19 protein-coding genes and 1 other annotated feature are annotated in these 18,350 nt (G+C 44.7%); of the genes, 16 read left to right on the forward strand and 3 right to left on the reverse strand.

What is annotated here, in order from left to right; genetic code table 11:
* The first annotated feature begins 35 nt into the window (after positions 1-35).
* The 9 genes from gltX (at position 36) to A5870_RS13830 (ending at position 6,940) form a co-directional block, all read left to right on the forward strand.
* Entirely contained in the window at positions 36-1,493 is a 1,458-nt protein-coding gene (gene gltX / locus A5870_RS13790; protein ID WP_016608945.1) for a glutamate--tRNA ligase, read from the forward strand.
* Positions 1,490-1,688, forward strand: a binding site (T-box leader). It overlaps the preceding gene by 4 nt.
* 65 nt (positions 1,689-1,753) lie before the next feature.
* Positions 1,754-2,290: a serine O-acetyltransferase EpsC gene (gene epsC / locus A5870_RS13795; RefSeq protein ID WP_026008130.1), complete on the forward strand. Its 537-nt coding sequence runs from the start codon at positions 1,754-1,756 to the stop codon at positions 2,288-2,290.
* A complete protein-coding gene (cysS, locus tag A5870_RS13800; protein WP_015508686.1) occupies positions 2,283-3,695 on the forward strand; it encodes a cysteine--tRNA ligase in 1,413 nt (470 codons plus the stop codon). The genes epsC and cysS overlap by 8 nt, the downstream gene beginning before the upstream one ends.
* Entirely contained in the window at positions 3,692-4,114 is a 423-nt protein-coding gene (locus A5870_RS13805; protein WP_005226405.1) for a Mini-ribonuclease 3, read from the forward strand. The genes cysS and A5870_RS13805 overlap by 4 nt, the downstream gene beginning before the upstream one ends.
* Positions 4,080-4,919 carry a 23S rRNA (guanosine(2251)-2'-O)-methyltransferase RlmB gene (gene rlmB, locus A5870_RS13810; protein WP_010748485.1) on the forward strand — a complete coding sequence of 280 codons (840 nt, stop codon included), beginning with the start codon at positions 4,080-4,082 and terminating at the stop codon, positions 4,917-4,919. The genes A5870_RS13805 and rlmB overlap by 35 nt, the downstream gene beginning before the upstream one ends.
* Positions 4,916-5,434, forward strand: coding sequence for an NYN domain-containing protein (locus A5870_RS13815; protein WP_010748486.1), 519 nt, complete (start codon positions 4,916-4,918; stop codon positions 5,432-5,434). The genes rlmB and A5870_RS13815 overlap by 4 nt, the downstream gene beginning before the upstream one ends.
* 95 nt (positions 5,435-5,529) lie before the next feature.
* A complete protein-coding gene (locus A5870_RS13820; RefSeq protein ID WP_015508689.1) occupies positions 5,530-6,093 on the forward strand; it encodes a sigma-70 family RNA polymerase sigma factor in 564 nt (187 codons plus the stop codon).
* Positions 6,094-6,180: 87 nt separating this feature from the next.
* Positions 6,181-6,426 carry a Veg family protein gene (locus tag A5870_RS13825; RefSeq protein WP_005226417.1) on the forward strand — a complete coding sequence of 82 codons (246 nt, stop codon included), beginning with the start codon at positions 6,181-6,183 and terminating at the stop codon, positions 6,424-6,426.
* A 61-nt stretch (positions 6,427-6,487) separates the two neighbouring features.
* Positions 6,488-6,940: a GNAT family N-acetyltransferase gene (locus A5870_RS13830; RefSeq protein WP_010748489.1), complete on the forward strand. Its 453-nt coding sequence runs from the start codon at positions 6,488-6,490 to the stop codon at positions 6,938-6,940.
* 95 nt (positions 6,941-7,035) lie between these two features.
* Here the strand turns inward: A5870_RS13830 and mscL are convergent, their stop codons facing one another.
* Positions 7,036-7,482, reverse strand: a complete 447-nt coding sequence (gene mscL, locus A5870_RS13835; protein WP_005226421.1) for a large conductance mechanosensitive channel protein MscL — start codon at positions 7,480-7,482, stop codon at positions 7,036-7,038.
* A gap of 161 nt (positions 7,483-7,643) precedes the next feature.
* Between mscL and yfmF the strand changes: the two genes are divergently transcribed.
* The 7 genes from yfmF to rny all read left to right on the forward strand — a co-directional run bounded on the left by yfmF (position 7,644) and on the right by rny (position 16,614).
* Positions 7,644-8,912 (forward strand): EF-P 5-aminopentanol modification-associated protein YfmF, encoded by a 1,269-nt coding sequence (yfmF, locus tag A5870_RS13840; protein ID WP_086293487.1) that lies wholly within the window; start codon positions 7,644-7,646, stop codon positions 8,910-8,912.
* Entirely contained in the window at positions 8,905-10,203 is a 1,299-nt protein-coding gene (yfmH, locus tag A5870_RS13845; protein WP_005226432.1) for an EF-P 5-aminopentanol modification-associated protein YfmH, read from the forward strand. Before yfmF ends, yfmH begins: the two co-directional genes overlap by 8 nt.
* A 465-nt stretch (positions 10,204-10,668) precedes the next feature.
* The gene (locus A5870_RS13850) at positions 10,669-11,571 is read left to right on the forward strand and encodes a helix-turn-helix domain-containing protein (protein WP_016608952.1); all 903 of its coding nucleotides are present in this window, start codon (positions 10,669-10,671) and stop codon (positions 11,569-11,571) included.
* Between the two features lie 132 nt (positions 11,572-11,703).
* Entirely contained in the window at positions 11,704-12,285 is a 582-nt protein-coding gene (gene pgsA / locus A5870_RS13855; RefSeq protein WP_005226440.1) for a CDP-diacylglycerol--glycerol-3-phosphate 3-phosphatidyltransferase, read from the forward strand.
* 127 nt (positions 12,286-12,412) lie between these two features.
* Positions 12,413-13,651: a competence/damage-inducible protein A gene (locus A5870_RS13860; protein WP_086293489.1), complete on the forward strand. Its 1,239-nt coding sequence runs from the start codon at positions 12,413-12,415 to the stop codon at positions 13,649-13,651.
* A gap of 102 nt (positions 13,652-13,753) precedes the next feature.
* Positions 13,754-14,797, forward strand: coding sequence for a recombinase RecA (gene recA, locus A5870_RS13865; protein WP_005226448.1), 1,044 nt, complete (start codon positions 13,754-13,756; stop codon positions 14,795-14,797).
* A 242-nt stretch (positions 14,798-15,039) separates the two neighbouring features.
* Positions 15,040-16,614 (forward strand): ribonuclease Y, encoded by a 1,575-nt coding sequence (gene rny, locus A5870_RS13870; RefSeq protein WP_005232891.1) that lies wholly within the window; start codon positions 15,040-15,042, stop codon positions 16,612-16,614.
* A gap of 301 nt (positions 16,615-16,915) precedes the next feature.
* Here the strand turns inward: rny and treR are convergent, their stop codons facing one another.
* Together treR and pgmB are read right to left on the reverse strand one after the other, a co-directional pair.
* Positions 16,916-17,632 carry a trehalose operon repressor gene (treR, locus tag A5870_RS13875; RefSeq protein ID WP_005226457.1) on the reverse strand — a complete coding sequence of 239 codons (717 nt, stop codon included), beginning with the start codon at positions 17,630-17,632 and terminating at the stop codon, positions 16,916-16,918.
* Between the two features lie 54 nt (positions 17,633-17,686).
* On the reverse strand, positions 17,687-18,337 hold the full coding sequence (gene pgmB / locus A5870_RS13880; protein ID WP_086293491.1) for a beta-phosphoglucomutase: 651 nt from the start codon (positions 18,335-18,337) through the stop codon (positions 17,687-17,689).
* Between the last annotated feature and the right edge of the window lie 13 nt (positions 18,338-18,350).

Below are 18,350 nucleotides of genomic sequence, written 5' to 3' on the forward strand. Positions count from 1 at the left end.
CTGGCTTGGAAATCAGATGAAGGAAGAGGAAAACAATGACAAAAGTACGTGTACGTTACGCGCCAAGTCCAACAGGACATTTACACATCGGGAATGCTCGGACGGCTTTATTCAATTATTTGTTTGCTCGTCATAATGACGGTGAATTTATTATCCGAATCGAAGACACCGATCAAAAAAGAAACATTGAAGATGGTGAAAAAAGCCAGCTTGAAAACTTGCAATGGTTAGGAATGGATTGGGACGAATCACCTGAAAATCCAGGAGAATACGGTCCGTATCGTCAATCAGAACGCGGCGATATCTACCAACCACTGATCGATCAATTGCTTGCAAGCAATCGTGCGTATAAGTGTTATTGTACGGAAGAAGAATTGGAAGCCGAACGTGAAGGCCAAAGAGCTCGTGGCGAAATGCCCCATTATGCAGGGAAATGTGCCAACTTAACACCAGAAGAGCAAGCCGAAAAAGAAGCACAAGGCTTGAAACCAGTGATTCGTTTCCGTGTCTCTCGCAATACTGAATACAAATTCCACGACATGGTCAAAGGCGAGATCGTTTTTGAATCAGATAATGTCGGTGGCGATTTTGTCATCCAAAAACGTGACGGTATGCCGACTTACAACTTTGCAGTAGCAGTCGATGACCATCATATGAAAATCACCCATGTGCTGCGTGGAGATGACCACATCGCCAACACACCAAAACAGTTGATGATCTATGAAGCATTTGGCTGGCAAGCACCAGAATTCGGGCATATGACGTTGATCATCAATAGCGAAACCGGGAAAAAATTAAGCAAACGGGACGAATCGATTCTGCAATTCATCGAGCAATACCGTGAGTTGGGTTATCTACCAGACGCTATGTTCAACTTCATTGCACTTTTAGGCTGGTCACCAGTAGGGGAAGAAGAAATCTTCTCTCAAGAAGAATTGATCAAAATCTTTGATCCTGAACGGTTGAGCAAATCACCAGCTGCCTTCGATGCCAAAAAGTTGGAATGGGTCAATAACCAATACATGAAACAAATGGATCTGGATGAATTGACGGCAATGTGCGTCCCTTACTTGGTAAAAGCCGGTCGCATCGAAGAAACATTGACCGAAGAAAAAGCTGCCTGGTTGAAAAAAATCGTTTCCTTGTATCAACCGCAAATGAGTTTTGCGGCACAAATCGTCGACCTTTCGGAATTGTTCTTCGAAGAACACCCTGAATTAGATGATGCAGCCAAAGAAGTCTTAGCAGGAGAAACTGTACCGACGGTTTTAACAGCCTTTAAAGAAAAATTACAGGCGATGCCAGTCGTTGAGGCTGCGGCAGTCAAAGCAGCCATCAAAGAGATCCAAAAAGAAACAGGCATCAAAGGCAAGAATTTATTCATGCCGATCCGCGTGGCGGTCTCAGGCCAAACCCACGGACCAGAACTACCAGATACCGTTGAATTATTAGGGAAAGAAAAAGCCCTTGATCATTTGAATAACGTGTTATAAACACAGCGAATAGACGAAGTACTAGCCGATTTTTTTCAGAGAGACCACGGAAGGTGAGAGTGGTCAAAAAAGGCTAGGAAATGCACCTAGGAGTGGCTTTGGCGCAAGTCAAAGACGAAGCAGCGGACGTTACCCGCTTGAAGGCAGTGCCGAACTGCGAACAAAAGTGGGACCACGCAAAAAAGCGTCTTTTGAATAAGGAAACTTATTTGAAAGACGCTTTTTTCGTATCAAGAAGTTTGGATAAAGTAGGTGAGAAGATGACTTGGTTCAAAAAAGCAATTGCGGCAACAAAAAAACATGATCCATCGGTACGATCAACGTTGGAGATCATCATTACATACCCAGGATTTCATGCCTTGTTTTGGCATCGTTGGTCGCATTTTTTGTTTCAGCATCGCTGGTATTTTTTGGCAAAACTGACGGCCCAGTTTTGGCGTTTCTTGACTGGGATCGAGATTCATCCTGGTGCGCAGATCGGCCAAGGGGTCTTTATCGATCATGGGATGGGCGTCGTGATCGGGGAAACGGCGATCATTGAAGATGATGTCGTCTTGTTTCACGGGGTCACCCTAGGGGGAACCGGTAAAGAGCGGGGCAAGCGTCATCCCACGGTCAAAACTGGTGCATTTCTCTCAGCCCATGCGCAGATCTTAGGCCCTGTCACGATCGGTGAGCGTGCAAAGATCGGCGCCAATGCAGTGGTTTTGAAGGATATCCCCGCAGAAGCAACTGCTGTCGGCATCCCAGCAAAGATCGTTCGAATCAAAGGAAAGAAGGTTACCCACGATGATTAAAATCTATAATACGCTGACACGGGAAAAAGAAGTGTTTCAGCCTTTAGAAGAAAAAAAAGTAAAAATGTATGTTTGCGGACCCACCGTCTATAACTACATCCATATCGGGAATGGCCGTAGTACTGTGTCGTTTGATACCGTACGTCGTTATTTTGAATACCGCGGCTATACAGTGGACTATTTGATGAATTTTACCGATGTCGATGATAAAATCATTCGTGCGGCAAAAGAATTAGGCACGACGGCCCCAGAAGTGGCAGAGCGTTTTATCAACGCCTTCAATGAAGATACCGCAGCGCTGAATGTCAAACCTGCTACGATGAATCCTCGTGTGATGGATCATATCGAAGACATCATTGCCTTTATTGCTGCTCTTGTAGAAAAAGGCTATGCCTATCCAGTCAATGGCGATGTTTATTACCGTACCCGTAAATTTGCTCACTATGGGCAATTAAGCGACCAATCCATCGATGAGCTGGAAGTCGGCGCAAGCCAGCGGACCGGTGAAGAACAAAAAATCAAGGAAGATCCGTTGGATTTTGCTTTGTGGAAAGCGGCAAAAGGCGATGAGATCGCTTGGGAATCTCCTTGGGGAGCCGGTCGTCCTGGCTGGCATATCGAATGCTCGGTGATGGCGACCAAACACCTAGGCGAGACCATCGATATTCATGGAGGCGGACAAGACTTGACCTTCCCGCATCATGAAAATGAGATCGCCCAAAGCGAGGCGAAAACGGGCAAGACCTTCGCCAACTATTGGATGCATAACGGCTATGTGACGATCGGTGAAGACGAAGAAAAAATGAGTAAGTCACTGGGCAACTTCGTCACAGTGCATGAGATGGTCAAAAAAGTTGATCCGCAGGTGCTGCGTTTCTTTTTGGCAACGACCCAGTACCGCCGACCAATCAAATACAGTGAGACTACCTTGCATGAAGCACAAACCAACCTGCAAAAATTGCGGACGACTTATGAAAATGCCAAATTCCGCTTGAATAGCAGCCATTATCAAGCCAGCGATGAGGAAGTCAATGCAGCGGTTCTGGAAGAATTTGAAGAACGTTTCGTCAAAGAAATGGACGACGATTTCAACGCGGCTAACGGGATCACTGTGGTCTATGAATTGGCGAAGTGGCTGAACTTAGCTAGCGAAGACCCAGAAACAGACTTGGCTTTATTAGCGGCTGGATTAGCCAAATTCAGCGAATGGCTGACGATTTTCGGGATTTATTTTGTATCCGAAGAATTGCTGGATGAAGAAATCGAACAGCTGATCAATGAACGGATCGCCGCCCGCAAAGCCAAAGATTTTGCCCGCAGCGACCAAATCCGTGATGAGTTGAAAGAACAAGGGATCATCTTAGAAGATACCCCGCAAGGAACCCGATGGAGACGAGAAGCATGAGAGATTATAAACAATTGAATGGTTTGGCATTGGCCTATGTGGGAGATGCGGTCTATGAAGTCTATATTCGCGATTATTTAGTCGCCCAAGGCCAAACCCGACCGAACCAACTGCACCATATGGCGACCCACTATGTGTCTGCCAAAGCCCAAGCGGCATTGATCCAAAAGATGTTGGATGAAGAGATCCTGACCGAAGAAGAACATGATTTTTACCGCCGCGGCCGTAATAGTAAAAGCCATACGGGTGCCAAAAATGCCGATGTCACGACGTATCGTATCGCTACTGGCTTTGAATCGCTGATCGGGTATTTGCACCTCACGCAGCAACAAGAACGCTTAGACGAGCTAATAGACTGGTGTATAAAGAAAGTAGGAGAAGAAGATGCGAGAAAAACCGCAAAGAAAGCGTCCAAATAAAAAAACAGCTGGCCGATCAGAAGCCAGACAAGAAAATAGACCGGATCGCCGCAAAGAAGCCGCTGGAGAAGCCATCGAAGATAATTTTGTCTTTGGCTATCATGCGGTTGCTGAAGCCTTGAAAGAAGGGCGAGGCAACAAGCTGTTTCTTTCCGAAGAAGCACGGGGAGAAAAAATCGATCGTTTGAAAGAAATGGCGCGGGAACAGGCAGTTCCAGTCAAATGGGTGCCAAAACAAAAGCTGGATACGATGAGTGACCAAGGGGTCCATCAAGGCATGATCTTGGCGATCACCCCTTATCAGTATTTGACCTTGGATGAATTGTTGGCCCAAACGAAAGAACAGCCGCTGTATCTGATTTTAGATAATCTAGAAGATCCCCATAATTTCGGCTCCATCATGCGAACCGCTGATGCCAGCGGCGTAGACGGGATCATCATTCCAAAACACCGTGCGGTGGGGATCACGCCAATCGTGGTGAAAACGTCGACCGGCGCAGTGGAACATATCCCTGTGGCCCGCGTGACCAACTTGACCCAAGCAGTCCAGCAACTGAAAAAAGCTGGTTTTTGGATCTTCGGTACGGATATGAGTGGCAGTGATTACCGCACATGGAATGCCCAAGGGGCGGTCGGTTTGATCATCGGCAACGAAGGTCGCGGAATGGGGGAAGGTTTGAAAAAAGAAGTGGATCAAATGCTGACGATCCCAATGACCGGGCACGTGCAGAGCTTAAATGCCAGTGTGGCGGCAGGTTTGTTGATGTATCAGGCCTTTACTAGCCGAAATGGGGCGTCCCAATGAAAACCCCTTTGCTGATCGTGGATGGCTACAATATGATTGGCGCTTGGCCGGAGCTGGTTCTTTTGAAAAATCAGGACCGTTTAGAAGATGCCCGAGAAGCCTTACTGAATCGGCTGTCGAATTATGCAAAATATGAAGGGTTGAAAATCATCGTTGTTTTTGATGCCCAACTGGTGCCTGGTGTGACCCAAAGTTACACCAAATATCAGCTGGAAGTTATTTTTACCGAAGAAGGAGAGACCGCCGACAGCTACATCGAACGAATCGCTGGTGAATTAAACAATCGATTGACGCAAGTCACCGTCGCTACCAGCGATTTAGCCGAACAGTGGGTGATCTTCTCTCAAGGTGCTTTGCGAACTTCGGCACGGGAATTGTACAAAAGCGTGGAAAAAACGGAAAAAGACATCCACGAGCATCAAACCGACTTGCGGTTTGAAAATTTCCGACGCAATTCCCCTTGGTCACCTGAACAATTAGCTGAACTTGAAAAGAAATTGCAAGACCTTAGTTAGGGACAAAGTTGGTCTGGTAAATTAGAAGATGTCCCAGCCATTTATGATACGCTCCTTTTGTAGCAAATGAAGCAAAAACAAAAGGAGTGATCTCGATGCGCACAAAGGAAAGACAAGTATCGCACCGTTCAGATAGATTTGAAGAGTTGTTCAGAAAATATCGACCGATCGTTGAGATTTTGCATAAAAAATATTATCTGCGGGATTATGACTTAGACGATTGGCTGCAAGAAGGCAGGATCGTTTTTAATAAGTGTCTAAAGACTTACGATAAGGACAAAGGAACGACCATCGGTATCTTGTTTAAGCGTTCCTTTGAGAACCGTATCTGCAGCCTGTTGCGGGCGCAGCATGCCCAAAAACGCAAAGCCCAAGTCGATGCCTGCTCGCTGGAAGAAAAGCTTTTACAAGAAGGCAATCGGTTTTTGACCGATCATAATCGCTGTGCGGAAACTGCAGAGACCTACTTGTTCGTCAATGAATCGTTGGCAGAGTATCCGAAAAGTTTATCGTCTTTAGAACGAATGGTTATAATGAATTATTTAAAAGGATTAGAACTTGATCAGATTGCCGCTCAAGAAAAGCTGCCTTATGAAAAAATAAAAAGCGCTTTCAGTCGCGGTCGGACAAAGTTGATAGCGCTTATCAAGGGTGTTTAACAAAAATCTTATTGAAAGTAGAATTATTTTATGGTAAACTTGAAATTTTCTGCTTTTCGTGGTATGATGATGCTCGAGGTGAATGCGATGCCAACAACTTTAGCTACGATCAAGAAAGATTTAGAAGGCCGTATCGGTAGTGAGATTATGCTAGTTGCTCAGACTGGACGTAAGCGTCAAACTGAACGTCGCGGCGTTTTGACAGAAACTTATCCTTCAGTTTTTGTTGTAGATTTGGATCCAAATGAGAATTCATTCGAGCGGGTTTCTTATAGTTATTCAGATATTTTAACTAGAACTGTTGAGATTGAATTTTTATCAGAAGCTGTTTGAAACAAGAAGAGTTGACACTTTGTTGACTCTTTTTTGGTTCAATAAGATAAGGAGTGATGGGATGGCGTTTTTTCTAAAAGAGTTAGGGGAAATGACTGGGGTGGAGTTTTATCAGCTTGCCCGTTTGCGTACAGCGGTTTTTGTGGTGGAACAAGCGTGTGCGTATCAAGAGATCGATGCGATCGATGCACAAGCTAAACATTTATGGGCCCTTGATGAGGAAGGGCAGATCGTTTCGTACGCCCGTATTTTCCAGCAGGAACAAACGGTGCATTTTGGTCGGGTCATTGTGGCACCAGCATACCGGGGGCAAAAAGAAGGCCATCGTCTGATCAAAGAAGTTTTGCATCGCATTGAGCAGTGTTATCCAGCTTTGCCTATTGAGATCGAAGCACAAGCCCACTTAGAAAAATTCTACGGCCAGTATGGCTTTAAAACCATTACACCGCCTTTTTATGAAGACGGGATCCTGCATGTCGGGATGAAAAAAGAAGCAAGCACAGCGACTCTCTAGCGAGGTTCGCGTGCTTGCTTCTTTTAGCGCTATGATTGATGGATCGGATGAATCCGAATCGCTTCTTTCGACCTTATTGACTAAGAGCCGTTTTTTTATCGGATCGTATCATCCAATGATGTTGGACGTGGATCAACAGTGTTGGCAGGAGGCGTTTGCGCTTTTAGAAGGTCACGAATCTCTTCTAAATAATCCTCTGCAGTGACTTCTGGTACTTCTTCTTCCTCAGGTTGTTGTTTCAGATTGCGTAGTTTGTTGACTGCTTTGACAATCAAGAACAAGACAAATGCGGTAATCAAGAACGTAATAATGGCAGTAATTACGCGGCCGAAATCAAAGACCACATTTTTGGCTGGTTCAAAGACCAAGCCAGAAAAGGCATCTGCATTACCAAAGAGTGATAAGATCCATGAAACCAATGGTGTCAGCAATCCTTCAACTAAACTAGTGACGATTGCGGTGAAGGCACTCCCGATCACGACCCCGATCGCCAAGTCAATGACGTTTCCTCGTAAAATAAATTCTTTAAATTCTTTAATCATCCTGTATCCTCCCTTCTAAATCTTACTGACAGTATAGCGAAAAACGCGGGATTTATAAAAAAAAACGCTCGCTGCAGCAGGTTTGATCAGCGAGCCGAGGAGAAAGTTTGTCAGCTATGCTATAATTGAAGAGATAATTTTGCTTCTAGAAGGGGTGTCACATGTCTATTGAATTAAAAAAAGGTGTTCGGTTAACGGTGCTACCGACCAAAAAGTATAAAACGATCCGTTTTTTCGTTCGGTTTACTGCACCATTGCAGGCTGAAATGACCGCCAAACGGACCTTATTGACCAGTTTATTAGAAACGACTAGTTTGGCTTATCCGACACAGACCGCATTTAGCAGTCAGCTGGCAGAGCTTTACGGTGCCAGCTTTGGTATGAATGTTAACAAACGGGGCAATCTGCATCAAATCAATGCAGCGATGTCCTTTGTCAACGGGAAGTACGTGTCAGATGAAGCAGTATTGCCGCAAGCAGCCGCTTTTTTAGCAGAAGTTTTGTTCCATCCGAATGCCCACGAGGAACAATTTGAAGAAAAGAACTTCACCATCGAAAAACACAACTTGATCGCCTATATGAACAGCGTGGCAGAAGATAAGCAAGCATTGGCTTCTTTAGGGCTGCAAGAGTTGTATTTCGAAAACGATCAGAATCAGAAGTATCCGAGCTTTGGCCGTCCCCAAGACTTAGAAGCTGTGACCGCAAAAGAGCTTTACCAAACCTATCGCTCAATGATGGACAATGATCAAATCGATATTTTCGTGATCGGCGATGTGGTTGAAGCAGAAGTTGCGGCGCTCTTCCAAAACATGGCCTTTACCGATCGGCCAGACCAAGCAATGCCGGTCTTTTATCAGCAAGCGGCGGAAAACATCATTCGCGAGAAAATCTTGCGAGAACCAATCATCCAAGCCAAATTGAACTTAGGCTATCATACTGGCGTGTATTATGACCAAGCCGAGCGGATCGCCTTTATGGTCTTCAACGGGTTGTTTGGCGGATTCCCTCATTCAAAACTGTTTATGAATGTCCGAGAGAAAGAAAGTTTGGCGTATTATGCTTCTAGCAGTATCGATACGTTTCGTGGGTATTTGTCGGTCCAAACGGGGATCGATGGCAAAAACCGCGACAAGGTCTTCAAATTGATCGAACAGCAGCTGCAAAGCTTGCAGCGTGGCGAAGTCACCGCGGAAGAACTGGCACAAACAAAAGCGATGTTGAAAAACCAGTACTTGCTCTCATTGGATAACCCACAAGCACTGATCGAAACAGCCTATCTGAATCAGTGGGTACCGAATACGAAAATGACGGAAGATGAATTTATGCAGAAATTGGCACAAGTGACCGTGGCAGATGTCCAAGCATTGGCTCAAAACGTGTCCTTACAAGCTGTATTCTTCCTGGATAAGGAGACGACCCATGAATAAAAAAGTCTATCAGCAAATCAATGAGACCCTTTATGAAGAAGTATTGCCAAACGGCTTGAAAGTTTATTTGCTGCCAAAAGCCGATTTCCATAAAACTTACGGACTTTTCAGTACGAACTATGGCTCTGTCGACAATCATTTCGGGTTTTCACCCGAAGCATTGCATCAAGTCCCTGATGGCATTGCCCATTTTCTAGAGCACAAACTGTTTGAAAAAGAAGACGGCGATGTCTTTCAAACCTTTGGTCAGCAGGGGGCTTCTGCCAATGCCTTTACCAGTTTCACGAAAACCAGCTACCTTTTTTCGGCAACCGATCAAATCAAGCTGAACCTTGAAACGTTGATCGATTTCGTCCAAGCTCCGTATTTCACAGAAGAAACCGTCGAAAAAGAAAAAGGGATCATTGGTCAAGAAATCCAAATGTATGATGACGATCCAAACTGGCAGCAGTTTTTCGGCATCATCAAAAATCTGTATCCGAAGCACCCCTTGCATATCGATATCGCTGGTACGGTGGAAAGCATTGCGCAGATCACCGCAGAAGACTTGTATCTTTGCTACAATACCTTCTATCACCCAAGCAATATGACGCTTTTTGTGGTAGGCAATATCGATCCTGAAGAAACGATGGCGTGGATTCGGACCAATCAAGCGGCCAAGACCTTTCCAGAAACGCAGGCGATCATTCGCCAGTTTCCTGAAGAAACCTTTGCCGATATTCAAGCAGAATCAAGTCTTACCATGCCAGTAACACGTGCCAAAGGCGTATTAGGGATCAAAGGGGACTTGAACAAACTGCCGAAATCAGGAAGAGAGCTCTTGCGCTTCAAAAATGCGTTGAATCTTTTCTGCCAATTGGTTTTAGGCAATACTTCCGCCAATTATTTGCGTTTGTATGATCAAGGCATCATCGACGACACATTTGGGTTTGAAGTGAATTTGGATCGCGGCTTTTACTTTGCCGACTTCTCGGGGGATTCTGAAGAGCCAGAAAAAATGTTGGCAGAGATCGAAGCGATCGTAATGAATTTCCCGCAAGATCCAGAGATCAATGAAGAAAACTTGACGTTATTGAAGAAGAAAATGCTAGGAAAATATTTCCAATCACTGAACTCACTGGAGTTTATCGCAAACCAGTTTACCCAAAGTTTATTTGGTGAAACGACGCTCTTTGATCTGCCAGAGGTGATCCAATCCATCACTTTGGAAGATGTCCAGCAAGCGGCTCGTTCCTTTATCGATCCTAAAGCGTTTAGTCGTTTTTACATGTATCCAACGGAAAAAGCCTAAGCGAAGGCTGGTTTTGTCAAACAGCTGTCATCTAAGCGACACTGAATGATTTAAGGAGGAACGCCCAACAGAACAAGGGCTGGCCAACTCCTGAGTCATTCAGTGTTTTCTTTTTTGCGTCAAAGGACGGTTTTTCCTTGCATTTTGATGCCAATTTGGCGAAAAGTATTAAAATTTGTTTGCGAGTTGTGGTTAGGCTATCCTCAGACTTTTTCTTTTATGGTATTCTTTAATTATTGAAGCAAAATCTTTTTTTGTTTTTTTACAAAAAATCACGGAAAAAATGTTATATTTAGTAGACGGCGCGCTCAGATGGCAATCGGCGTGACGGAGTTTTTTTTATTGACGTATACAGGGAACCCCTGTTTTAAAATGATAGAGCAGCTTTGCTGACCTTACGACAAGCAGCGAAGCGATTTTAGGGCTTTTTTTAAAGATGAATAAAAGACTGGAGTAGATGATCGAGTGGCCAACGAAACAACGATTGGAGCAAAATTACGGCAAGCCCGTTTAGATAAAAACATTTCATTGATTGAATTACAACAAATGACAAAGATCCAAAAACGCTATTTAGAAGCAATTGAAGCAGAGCGTTTTGATCAATTGCCAGGCACTTTTTATGTCCGTGCGTTTATTCGCCAATATGCAGCAGCGGTTGGAGAAGACGGCGACAAATTGGTAGCCGTTTTTGATGGCAAAGATACGTTAGACGCCCCCTTACCAAAAAGACCGCAGCCTGAAACCGTCAGCGGCTCACGAAAAGCACAGCACGTAGAAGAAAAAAGCGGCTCATTTGTCGTCCGCTATTTGCCGATGATTCTATTAGGTCTGGTGGCCATTACGATCGTGAGTATCGTGGGCTACATGGCTTGGCAAGACCGGAATACAACGCCGATGATCCAAGGAAGCTCTTCTCTTGTGGTAGAAAATTCAGCGTCTACCGCTTCCACCACGTCAAGTACGGAAGAAACCAGTACTTCGAGTGAAGCGACGGAGTCTTCAAGTACGACGGAATCCAGCGAAGCGAAAATGACGATGACTGCCAGTGATTCGACGCAATCGTCGATCACGATCACGATGAAAGATGCGGAAAATCCTATTGAATTAGCATTTACTGGGCTAGATGCTTCTTGTTGGGTCGGTGTACAAGTCGACAACGCTTATGTGTACCAATACACTGTTCAAGCGGGAGAAACGCAATCGATGACGCTGCCAGAAGGCGCCACGAATGCGACCTTGACCCTGGGCGCAAGTCAAAATATCTCCATCACTGCCAATGGTCAGGAAGTGGACTTTTCTGACCCGCAATTTGAATTGTTACAAAAGACAGTCCGCCTCGTGATTGAATACCAAGACGATGCGGCATAAATCTGACAAATGCGCCTTATTGAGGTATCATTAGCTAAAAAGTTATCTGTTGCATCCGACCATTGAAAAGCAGAAGTAGTGGCATGATTTGCCATTATTTCGTACAATAGTCGGCAGAGAGGAGTCTATTTCGTGAATTTGCCCAATCAATTAACTGTATTACGGATCATTATGATCCCCATCTTTATTTTGGTCTTGGTTTTGCCAATCGATCTTGGCACGCTGACCGTTGGTACGACACAATTAGAAAACACGCACCTTATTGCAGCGATCCTTTTTGCGGCAGCCAGCATTACAGACTGGCTAGATGGCAAGATCGCTCGTTCCAGAGGCCTTGTTACCAACTTCGGGAAGTTTGCTGACCCGTTAGCAGATAAAATGCTCGTCATGACGGCTTTTATCATGCTGGTTGAATTAGACAAAGCCCCAGGCTGGGTAGTTTCGATCATCGTTTGCCGCGAGTTGGCAGTGACAGGGTTACGCTTGTTGTTAGTGGAACAAAGCGGGGAAGTCATGGCTGCTGCGTGGCCAGGAAAAATCAAAACCGCGACACAAATGGTTGCGATCATTTTCTTGTTCTTGAACAACATTCCCTTTTCAATGATCGGTTTGCCTATCGATCAAATCATGTTGTATCTATGTTTGATCTTCACGATCTATTCCGGGGTCGATTATTTCATAAAAAATACGAATGTTTTTAAAGATTCTATGTAAAAGTTCTAGATCTAGATAAAGAAGCGATAAAAACAAGGATACAAGTCACGAAAGTTCAGAAGTTTTCTGGACTTTTTTTGTCAATATGAAAGACTTTTACGTATCTGATAAATGAAGGAGTAAACGAATGAAAGCAGAGATTATTGCAGTCGGGACCGAATTACTTTTAGGACAGGTGGTGAATACGAACGCAACCTTCTTGTCAGAAGAACTGGCAAGTCTTGGGATCGATGTTTTTTATCATAGTGTTGTCGGGGACAACCCCAATCGCTTAGAAGAATTGCTGACGATCGCCGACAAACGCAGCGACTTGATCGTATTGTGCGGCGGCTTAGGGCCCACCGACGATGACTTGACGAAACAAGTCACTGCCCGTCATGTGGGACAAGAGTTAGTCAGAGATGAACCAGGCTATCACCAATTGAAAGCCTTCTTTGAAAACAGTCAACGGAGGATGACGGAAAACAATTTGCGGCAGACCCTCGTTTTTAAGGACGGTGTGTCTTTGCCAAATCCCAATGGACTAGCGATCGGGATCTTTTATCAGACAGCCGCTACCAGTTATTTGCTGCTGCCAGGACCACCAAGTGAACTACAGGCGATGTTTCTTACCCACGCAAAACCACTTCTGTTAGAGCAGTTTCCCCAAGAAGAGGTCTTGCTGTCTCGCGTTTTGCGCTATTACGGGATCGGGGAATCGGCATTGGTCACAGAATTGGCCGATTTGATCGAGAATCAAGTCAATCCCACCATCGCTCCTTATGCCAAACCCAATGAGGTCACGCTGCGTCTGACGGTCAAAACTGCAGACGAGGCGCAAGGGATCAAACAATTGGATGCGTTAGAAGAAACCGTCCAAGCACGGGTCGGTGCGTATTTCTATGGGTATGGGGAACAAAATTCGCTGGCAGAAACAGTCGTCGAGCGACTGATCGAGAAAAAGAAAACCGTCACCGCAGCGGAAAGTTTGACCGCTGGTTTGTTCCAAGCGACCCTAGGAGGGATTCCTGGCGTCTCTGAGGTGTTTCCCGGTGGGTTCGTGACATATTCTGCTGCAACAAAAAGCAAGCTCTTAGGCATCGATCCAGCGCTTTTAGAAAGCTATGGAACTGTTAGTCAGGAATGTGCAGAAGCAATGGCCGTCTATGCCCGCAAACAAGCCGAGACTGATTATGCGGTGGCGTTTACGGGTGTTGCTGGTCCAGACGAGTTAGAAGGTCAGCCCAAAGGCACCGTTTGGATCGCCTTAGCTTCTGACAAAGGCGTCTCGAGCCAGCTGTATCACTTCAACCGCGACCGCGCCTATATTCGGCATAGTGCCGTCATGGCGGGCTTAAATCAAATACGTAAGGAATTATTAAATTAATGCGAATGTTTGTTCGTTTTTTCTTGCAATTTCCCGTCAGAAGGACTATTATTATCTTATGAACGACACACGAAAGTGATGAATATAAGGAGGATTATCCGTTTGGCAGATGATCGTAAAGCAGCCTTAGATGCTGCACTAAAGAAGATTGAAAAGAACTATGGTAAAGGTGCCATCATGAAGCTTGGCGAAAAAGTTGATCAACAAATTTCAACGATCCCAAGTGGTTCATTGGCCTTGGATGTTGCATTAGGTGTAGGTGGTTACCCACGAGGACGGATCGTAGAAGTTTACGGCCCAGAAAGTTCTGGTAAAACGACAGTTGCTTTACATGCCATTGCGGAAGTCCAAAAAAATGGCGGAACAGCAGCATTTATCGATGCCGAACATGCGTTAGATCCTCAATATGCGCAAAAATTAGGCGTAAATATCGATGATCTTTTGTTATCACAACCAGATACAGGGGAACAAGGATTAGAGATCGCTGACGCCTTAGTTTCAAGTGGTGCGGTTGATATCGTGGTCATTGACTCGGTAGCAGCTTTAGTCCCACGGGCGGAGATCGACGGTGAAATGGGTGATACCCACGTTGGTTTGCAAGCTCGTTTGATGTCACAAGCATTACGGAAACTTTCTGGTTCCATCAACAAAACGAAAACGATCGCGATCTTTATCAACCAAATTCGCGAAAAAGTTGGGATCATGTTCGGGAATCCAGAAACAACCCCTGGTGGCCGTGCGTTGAAATTCTATTCAACCATCCGTTTGGAAGTACGTCGTGCTGAGCAATTGAAATCCGGTACAGATATCATCGGGAACCGCACGAAGATCAAAGTAGTCAAAAACAAAGTAGCGCCACCATTTAAAGTAGCAGAAGTCGACATGATGTATGGTCAAGGGATTTCCCAAGAAGGTGAATTGCTGGATATGGCCGTGGAACAAGACATCGTCGATAAAAGCGGTGCGTGGTATGCCTATAAAGGGGATCGTATCGGTCAAGGTCGTGAAAACGCCAAAAACTACATGCGTGAACACCAAGAAATGATGCTAGAAGTTTCTGCTCGCGTCCGCGATGCTTACGGGATTGGAACAGGAGAGACCGTAACCCTTGAGGAAGCGCAAGAAGAATTACCATTAGACGACTAAGTCTTGAAAAAGCCAAACAACCTCGTTGTTTGGCTTTTTTGTGGTTTTTGCCAGATTCGTCCATTGTTGAAAAAACATCCGTAAAAAGGAAGGGTTGCGAAAGTTTACTTTATTATTTAAAGTTGACACTCTTGTGTTCAAACATTAGAATAAACGTATGTGGATTTCCACATAAGAAGTAGCGAATTGATAATTTTGTTATCCTTTGTTAATCAAAATTACAAAATATTTAAAAAGATAGTATGGAGGTGGATTCATTGGAACTACTTTATATTCTCCTCGCTATCATCGGTTTAATTGTCGGTCTTGGATTAGGAGTTTATGTGACGAAATCTCGTCATGAGAAAGAAATCAACGGCGCCCAAAATTCTGCAGCTGGAATTATCGAAAGCGCTAAGAAAGAAGCAGAAACTCTTAAAAAAGAAGCATTGTTAGAAGCTAAGGAAGAAAATCAGAAGTATCGGTCAGAGATTGAAAGTGAGTTGAAAGAAAGCAAACTTGATTTAAAATCACAAGAAAATCGTTTACTCCAAAGAGAACAAGTACTTGATCGTAAGGACGATTCTTTGGAAAAACGAGAACGCTCACTTGAAGATAAAGAAGGCAGACTTAGTGAGAAACAACAATTAATTGACGAGCGAGAAAAAGAAGTAGAAAACTTAATCGATGGACAACAGAAAGAATTAGAGCGCATCGCTGCGCTGTCTAGAGATGAAGCAAAAGAGTTGATCATGAAATCAACAGAAGAGGAATTGAACCATGAATTAACGATCATGGTCAAAGAATCTGAACAGCGTGCGAAGGAAGAAGCAGATCGAAAAGCAAAAAATCTCTTGTCCCTAGCAATCCAACGTTGTGCCGCAGACCAAGTGTCTGAAACCACGGTATCGGTCGTATCATTACCAAATGATGAGATGAAAGGTCGAATCATCGGAAGAGAAGGTCGGAACATTCGCACCCTTGAAACCTTGACAGGGATCGATTTGATCATCGATGACACGCCGGAAGCAGTCGTCTTATCAGGATTTGATCCGATTCGCCGTGAAATTGCTCGTATGACCCTTGAAAAACTGATTCAAGACGGCCGGATCCATCCAGCTCGAATTGAAGAAATGGTCGAAAAATCTCGGAAAGAAATGGATGAACATATTCGTGAATATGGGGAACAAGCAGCCTTTGAAGTCGGTGCTCACACCCTTCATCCAGACTTGATCAAGATTTTAGGTCGTTTGCGTTTCCGTACCAGCTACGGACAAAACGTCTTGAACCACTCGATCGAAGTCGCAAAACTAACCGGTGTTCTTGCCGCAGAATTAGGCGAAGATATTCAGTTAGCCAAACGTGCCGGACTCTTGCATGATATCGGGAAAGCCCTTGACCATGAAATCGAAGGCTCTCACGTTGAGATCGGGGCTGAGTTAGCTGCCAAATACAAAGAAAATGGTGTGGTGATCAATGCGATCGCTTCTCACCATGGAGATGTTGAAGCAACATCGGTTATCTCTGTTTTAGTTGCAGCCGCAGATGCCTTGTCAGCAGCCCGTCCAGGTGCCCGCAGCGAATCATTGGAAAATTATATTCGCCGCTTGCAAAACCTAGAAAATATCGCCAACGGCTTCAAAGGGGTCGATTCCAGTTTTGCAGTCCAAGCCGGACGTGAAGTCCGTGTAATGGTCAAACCAGAAGAGATTTCTGATTTGGATGCTGTACGATTGGTTCGCGACATCCGCAAGAAGATCGAAGATGATTTGGATTACCCAGGTCATATCAAAGTAACCGTTATTCGCGAGACCCGCGCAACGGATTACGCCAAATAGCAAGCAAAAGCAGTATCCTCTCAGAGGATACTGCTTTTTTGTGTGGCTGATTGTCAATAAGGACGACTGAGTTGTTCAAGATCAACTCTATTTTATCAGTCCCATAAATGATCGCGCCTTTTTTGTTCCTTGGCAGGCAGCTAAACGCCGGGAAAGCAAAGGATGAATCGTTAGCGACAGAGGCGAAAAGAGGGAGTATCGATCCCAGCATCATCGAGTGGGGGCTATTGAAAGACAAAACAGACCCAGACTTCTCGGTGAAGTCTAGGTCTGTTTTGTCTTTTTCACGTCTATACGTCCATCAAATCTTGCGCCGACGGGCGAAGTCCACAAAGCGGAATTTATCCAGTCGGTGGATCGATTCGGTATATTCAAAACAGCGCGTGTCTTCTAGATACACGAGGCTGCGAACCGTAACGACATGCTGATCTTCAGGACGCAGATCCATTAGATCCCGCAATTCTTTGTTGACGGGGTCAACAGTGATTTCTTTTTGTGCATAAGCGATCTCAAGGCCAAGATCATTTTCAAAGTAATCAAAAATCGATACTTTCGCTCGGTTTTCTGGCAACTCTTCGATGATAGAAGCATCAAGGTAGTCTTTGTCCAAAATCACCACTTCTCCATCGATTCTCCGCTGACGGATCAGTTTCCATGCCTCAGAAGCGACAGGCCAACCAGTGGTCTCGTGCAGCTTTGGCGACACGGCGATCTTACGGATCTCGACAACCTTTGTTTCACTAGGAATGCGTTGGGTATCTTGCAGCTCACGAAAACTCGTCAAGCCGGAAATCGGGAAATCAAAGCGATTCAAGTCTAAAACGATTGAACCTTTCCCTTGTTTCTTTTGGATATAACCAGCATCCCGCAATAAATTCAATGCCTTACGGACAGTCTCGCGGGAGACACCATAAGTTTTGATCAATTGGTTTTCGCTAGGCAGCAAAGAATGCGGAGGGTATTCGTTTGCTAGAATTTTTTGTTCTAAATCTAAAAATATCTCTTTGAACTTGTTCATCGGATTGCCCCCTCTTTGGCTATTATAGCGAGGCCAAATTGGAAATGCAATCGACTATTTCGCCAAAAGTTCGTCAATGTTTAGGTCCGTCAATTTTTCAACGATCACATCTGCACCGTGTAGTTCTTCTCCTGAATAAACGCCTACCGCATACATACCAGCAGCTTTGATGCCGTCGATCCCTGCTTGAGCATCTTCAAAGCCAACTGCTTCTGCCGGTTCAATGCTTAGTGCCAGCGCTGCTTGGATAAAGATTTCTGGATCTGGTTTGCCTTTTTTCAAGGTTGCTGGGTCAACGATCGTATCAAAGTCTTGCATGACACCTAGTTTGTCCAAAATAAACGGCGCATTCTTGGACGCCGAAGCGATGGCACAAGTAATGTTTTTTGCTTTGGCTTCATCAAGGAATGTCTTCACCCCTGGCAATAGATCATCAGAAGTCAAGCTTTGTAACAATTGTACATAGTGGGTATTTTTCTTCGTCGCTAAGGCTTCTTTTTCGACTTCTGTGTAGGCATCATTTTTATTGCCTAGGGTTAAGATTCGCTCTAAAGAGTCCATGCGGCTAATGCCTTTTAACTGCTCATTGAATTTCAAATCGATCTCGATCCCGATCTCCGCAGCTAATTCTTTCCATGCAATGTAGTGGTATTTAGCTGTATCTGTGATAACGCCGTCTAAATCAAAAACAAAACCTTTTTTCATGTGGAACACTCCT

This window comes from Enterococcus sp. 2G9_DIV0600, from assembly GCF_002140615.1.
Classification (GTDB): Bacteria; Bacillota; Bacilli; order Lactobacillales; family Enterococcaceae; genus Enterococcus_D; species Enterococcus_D innesii.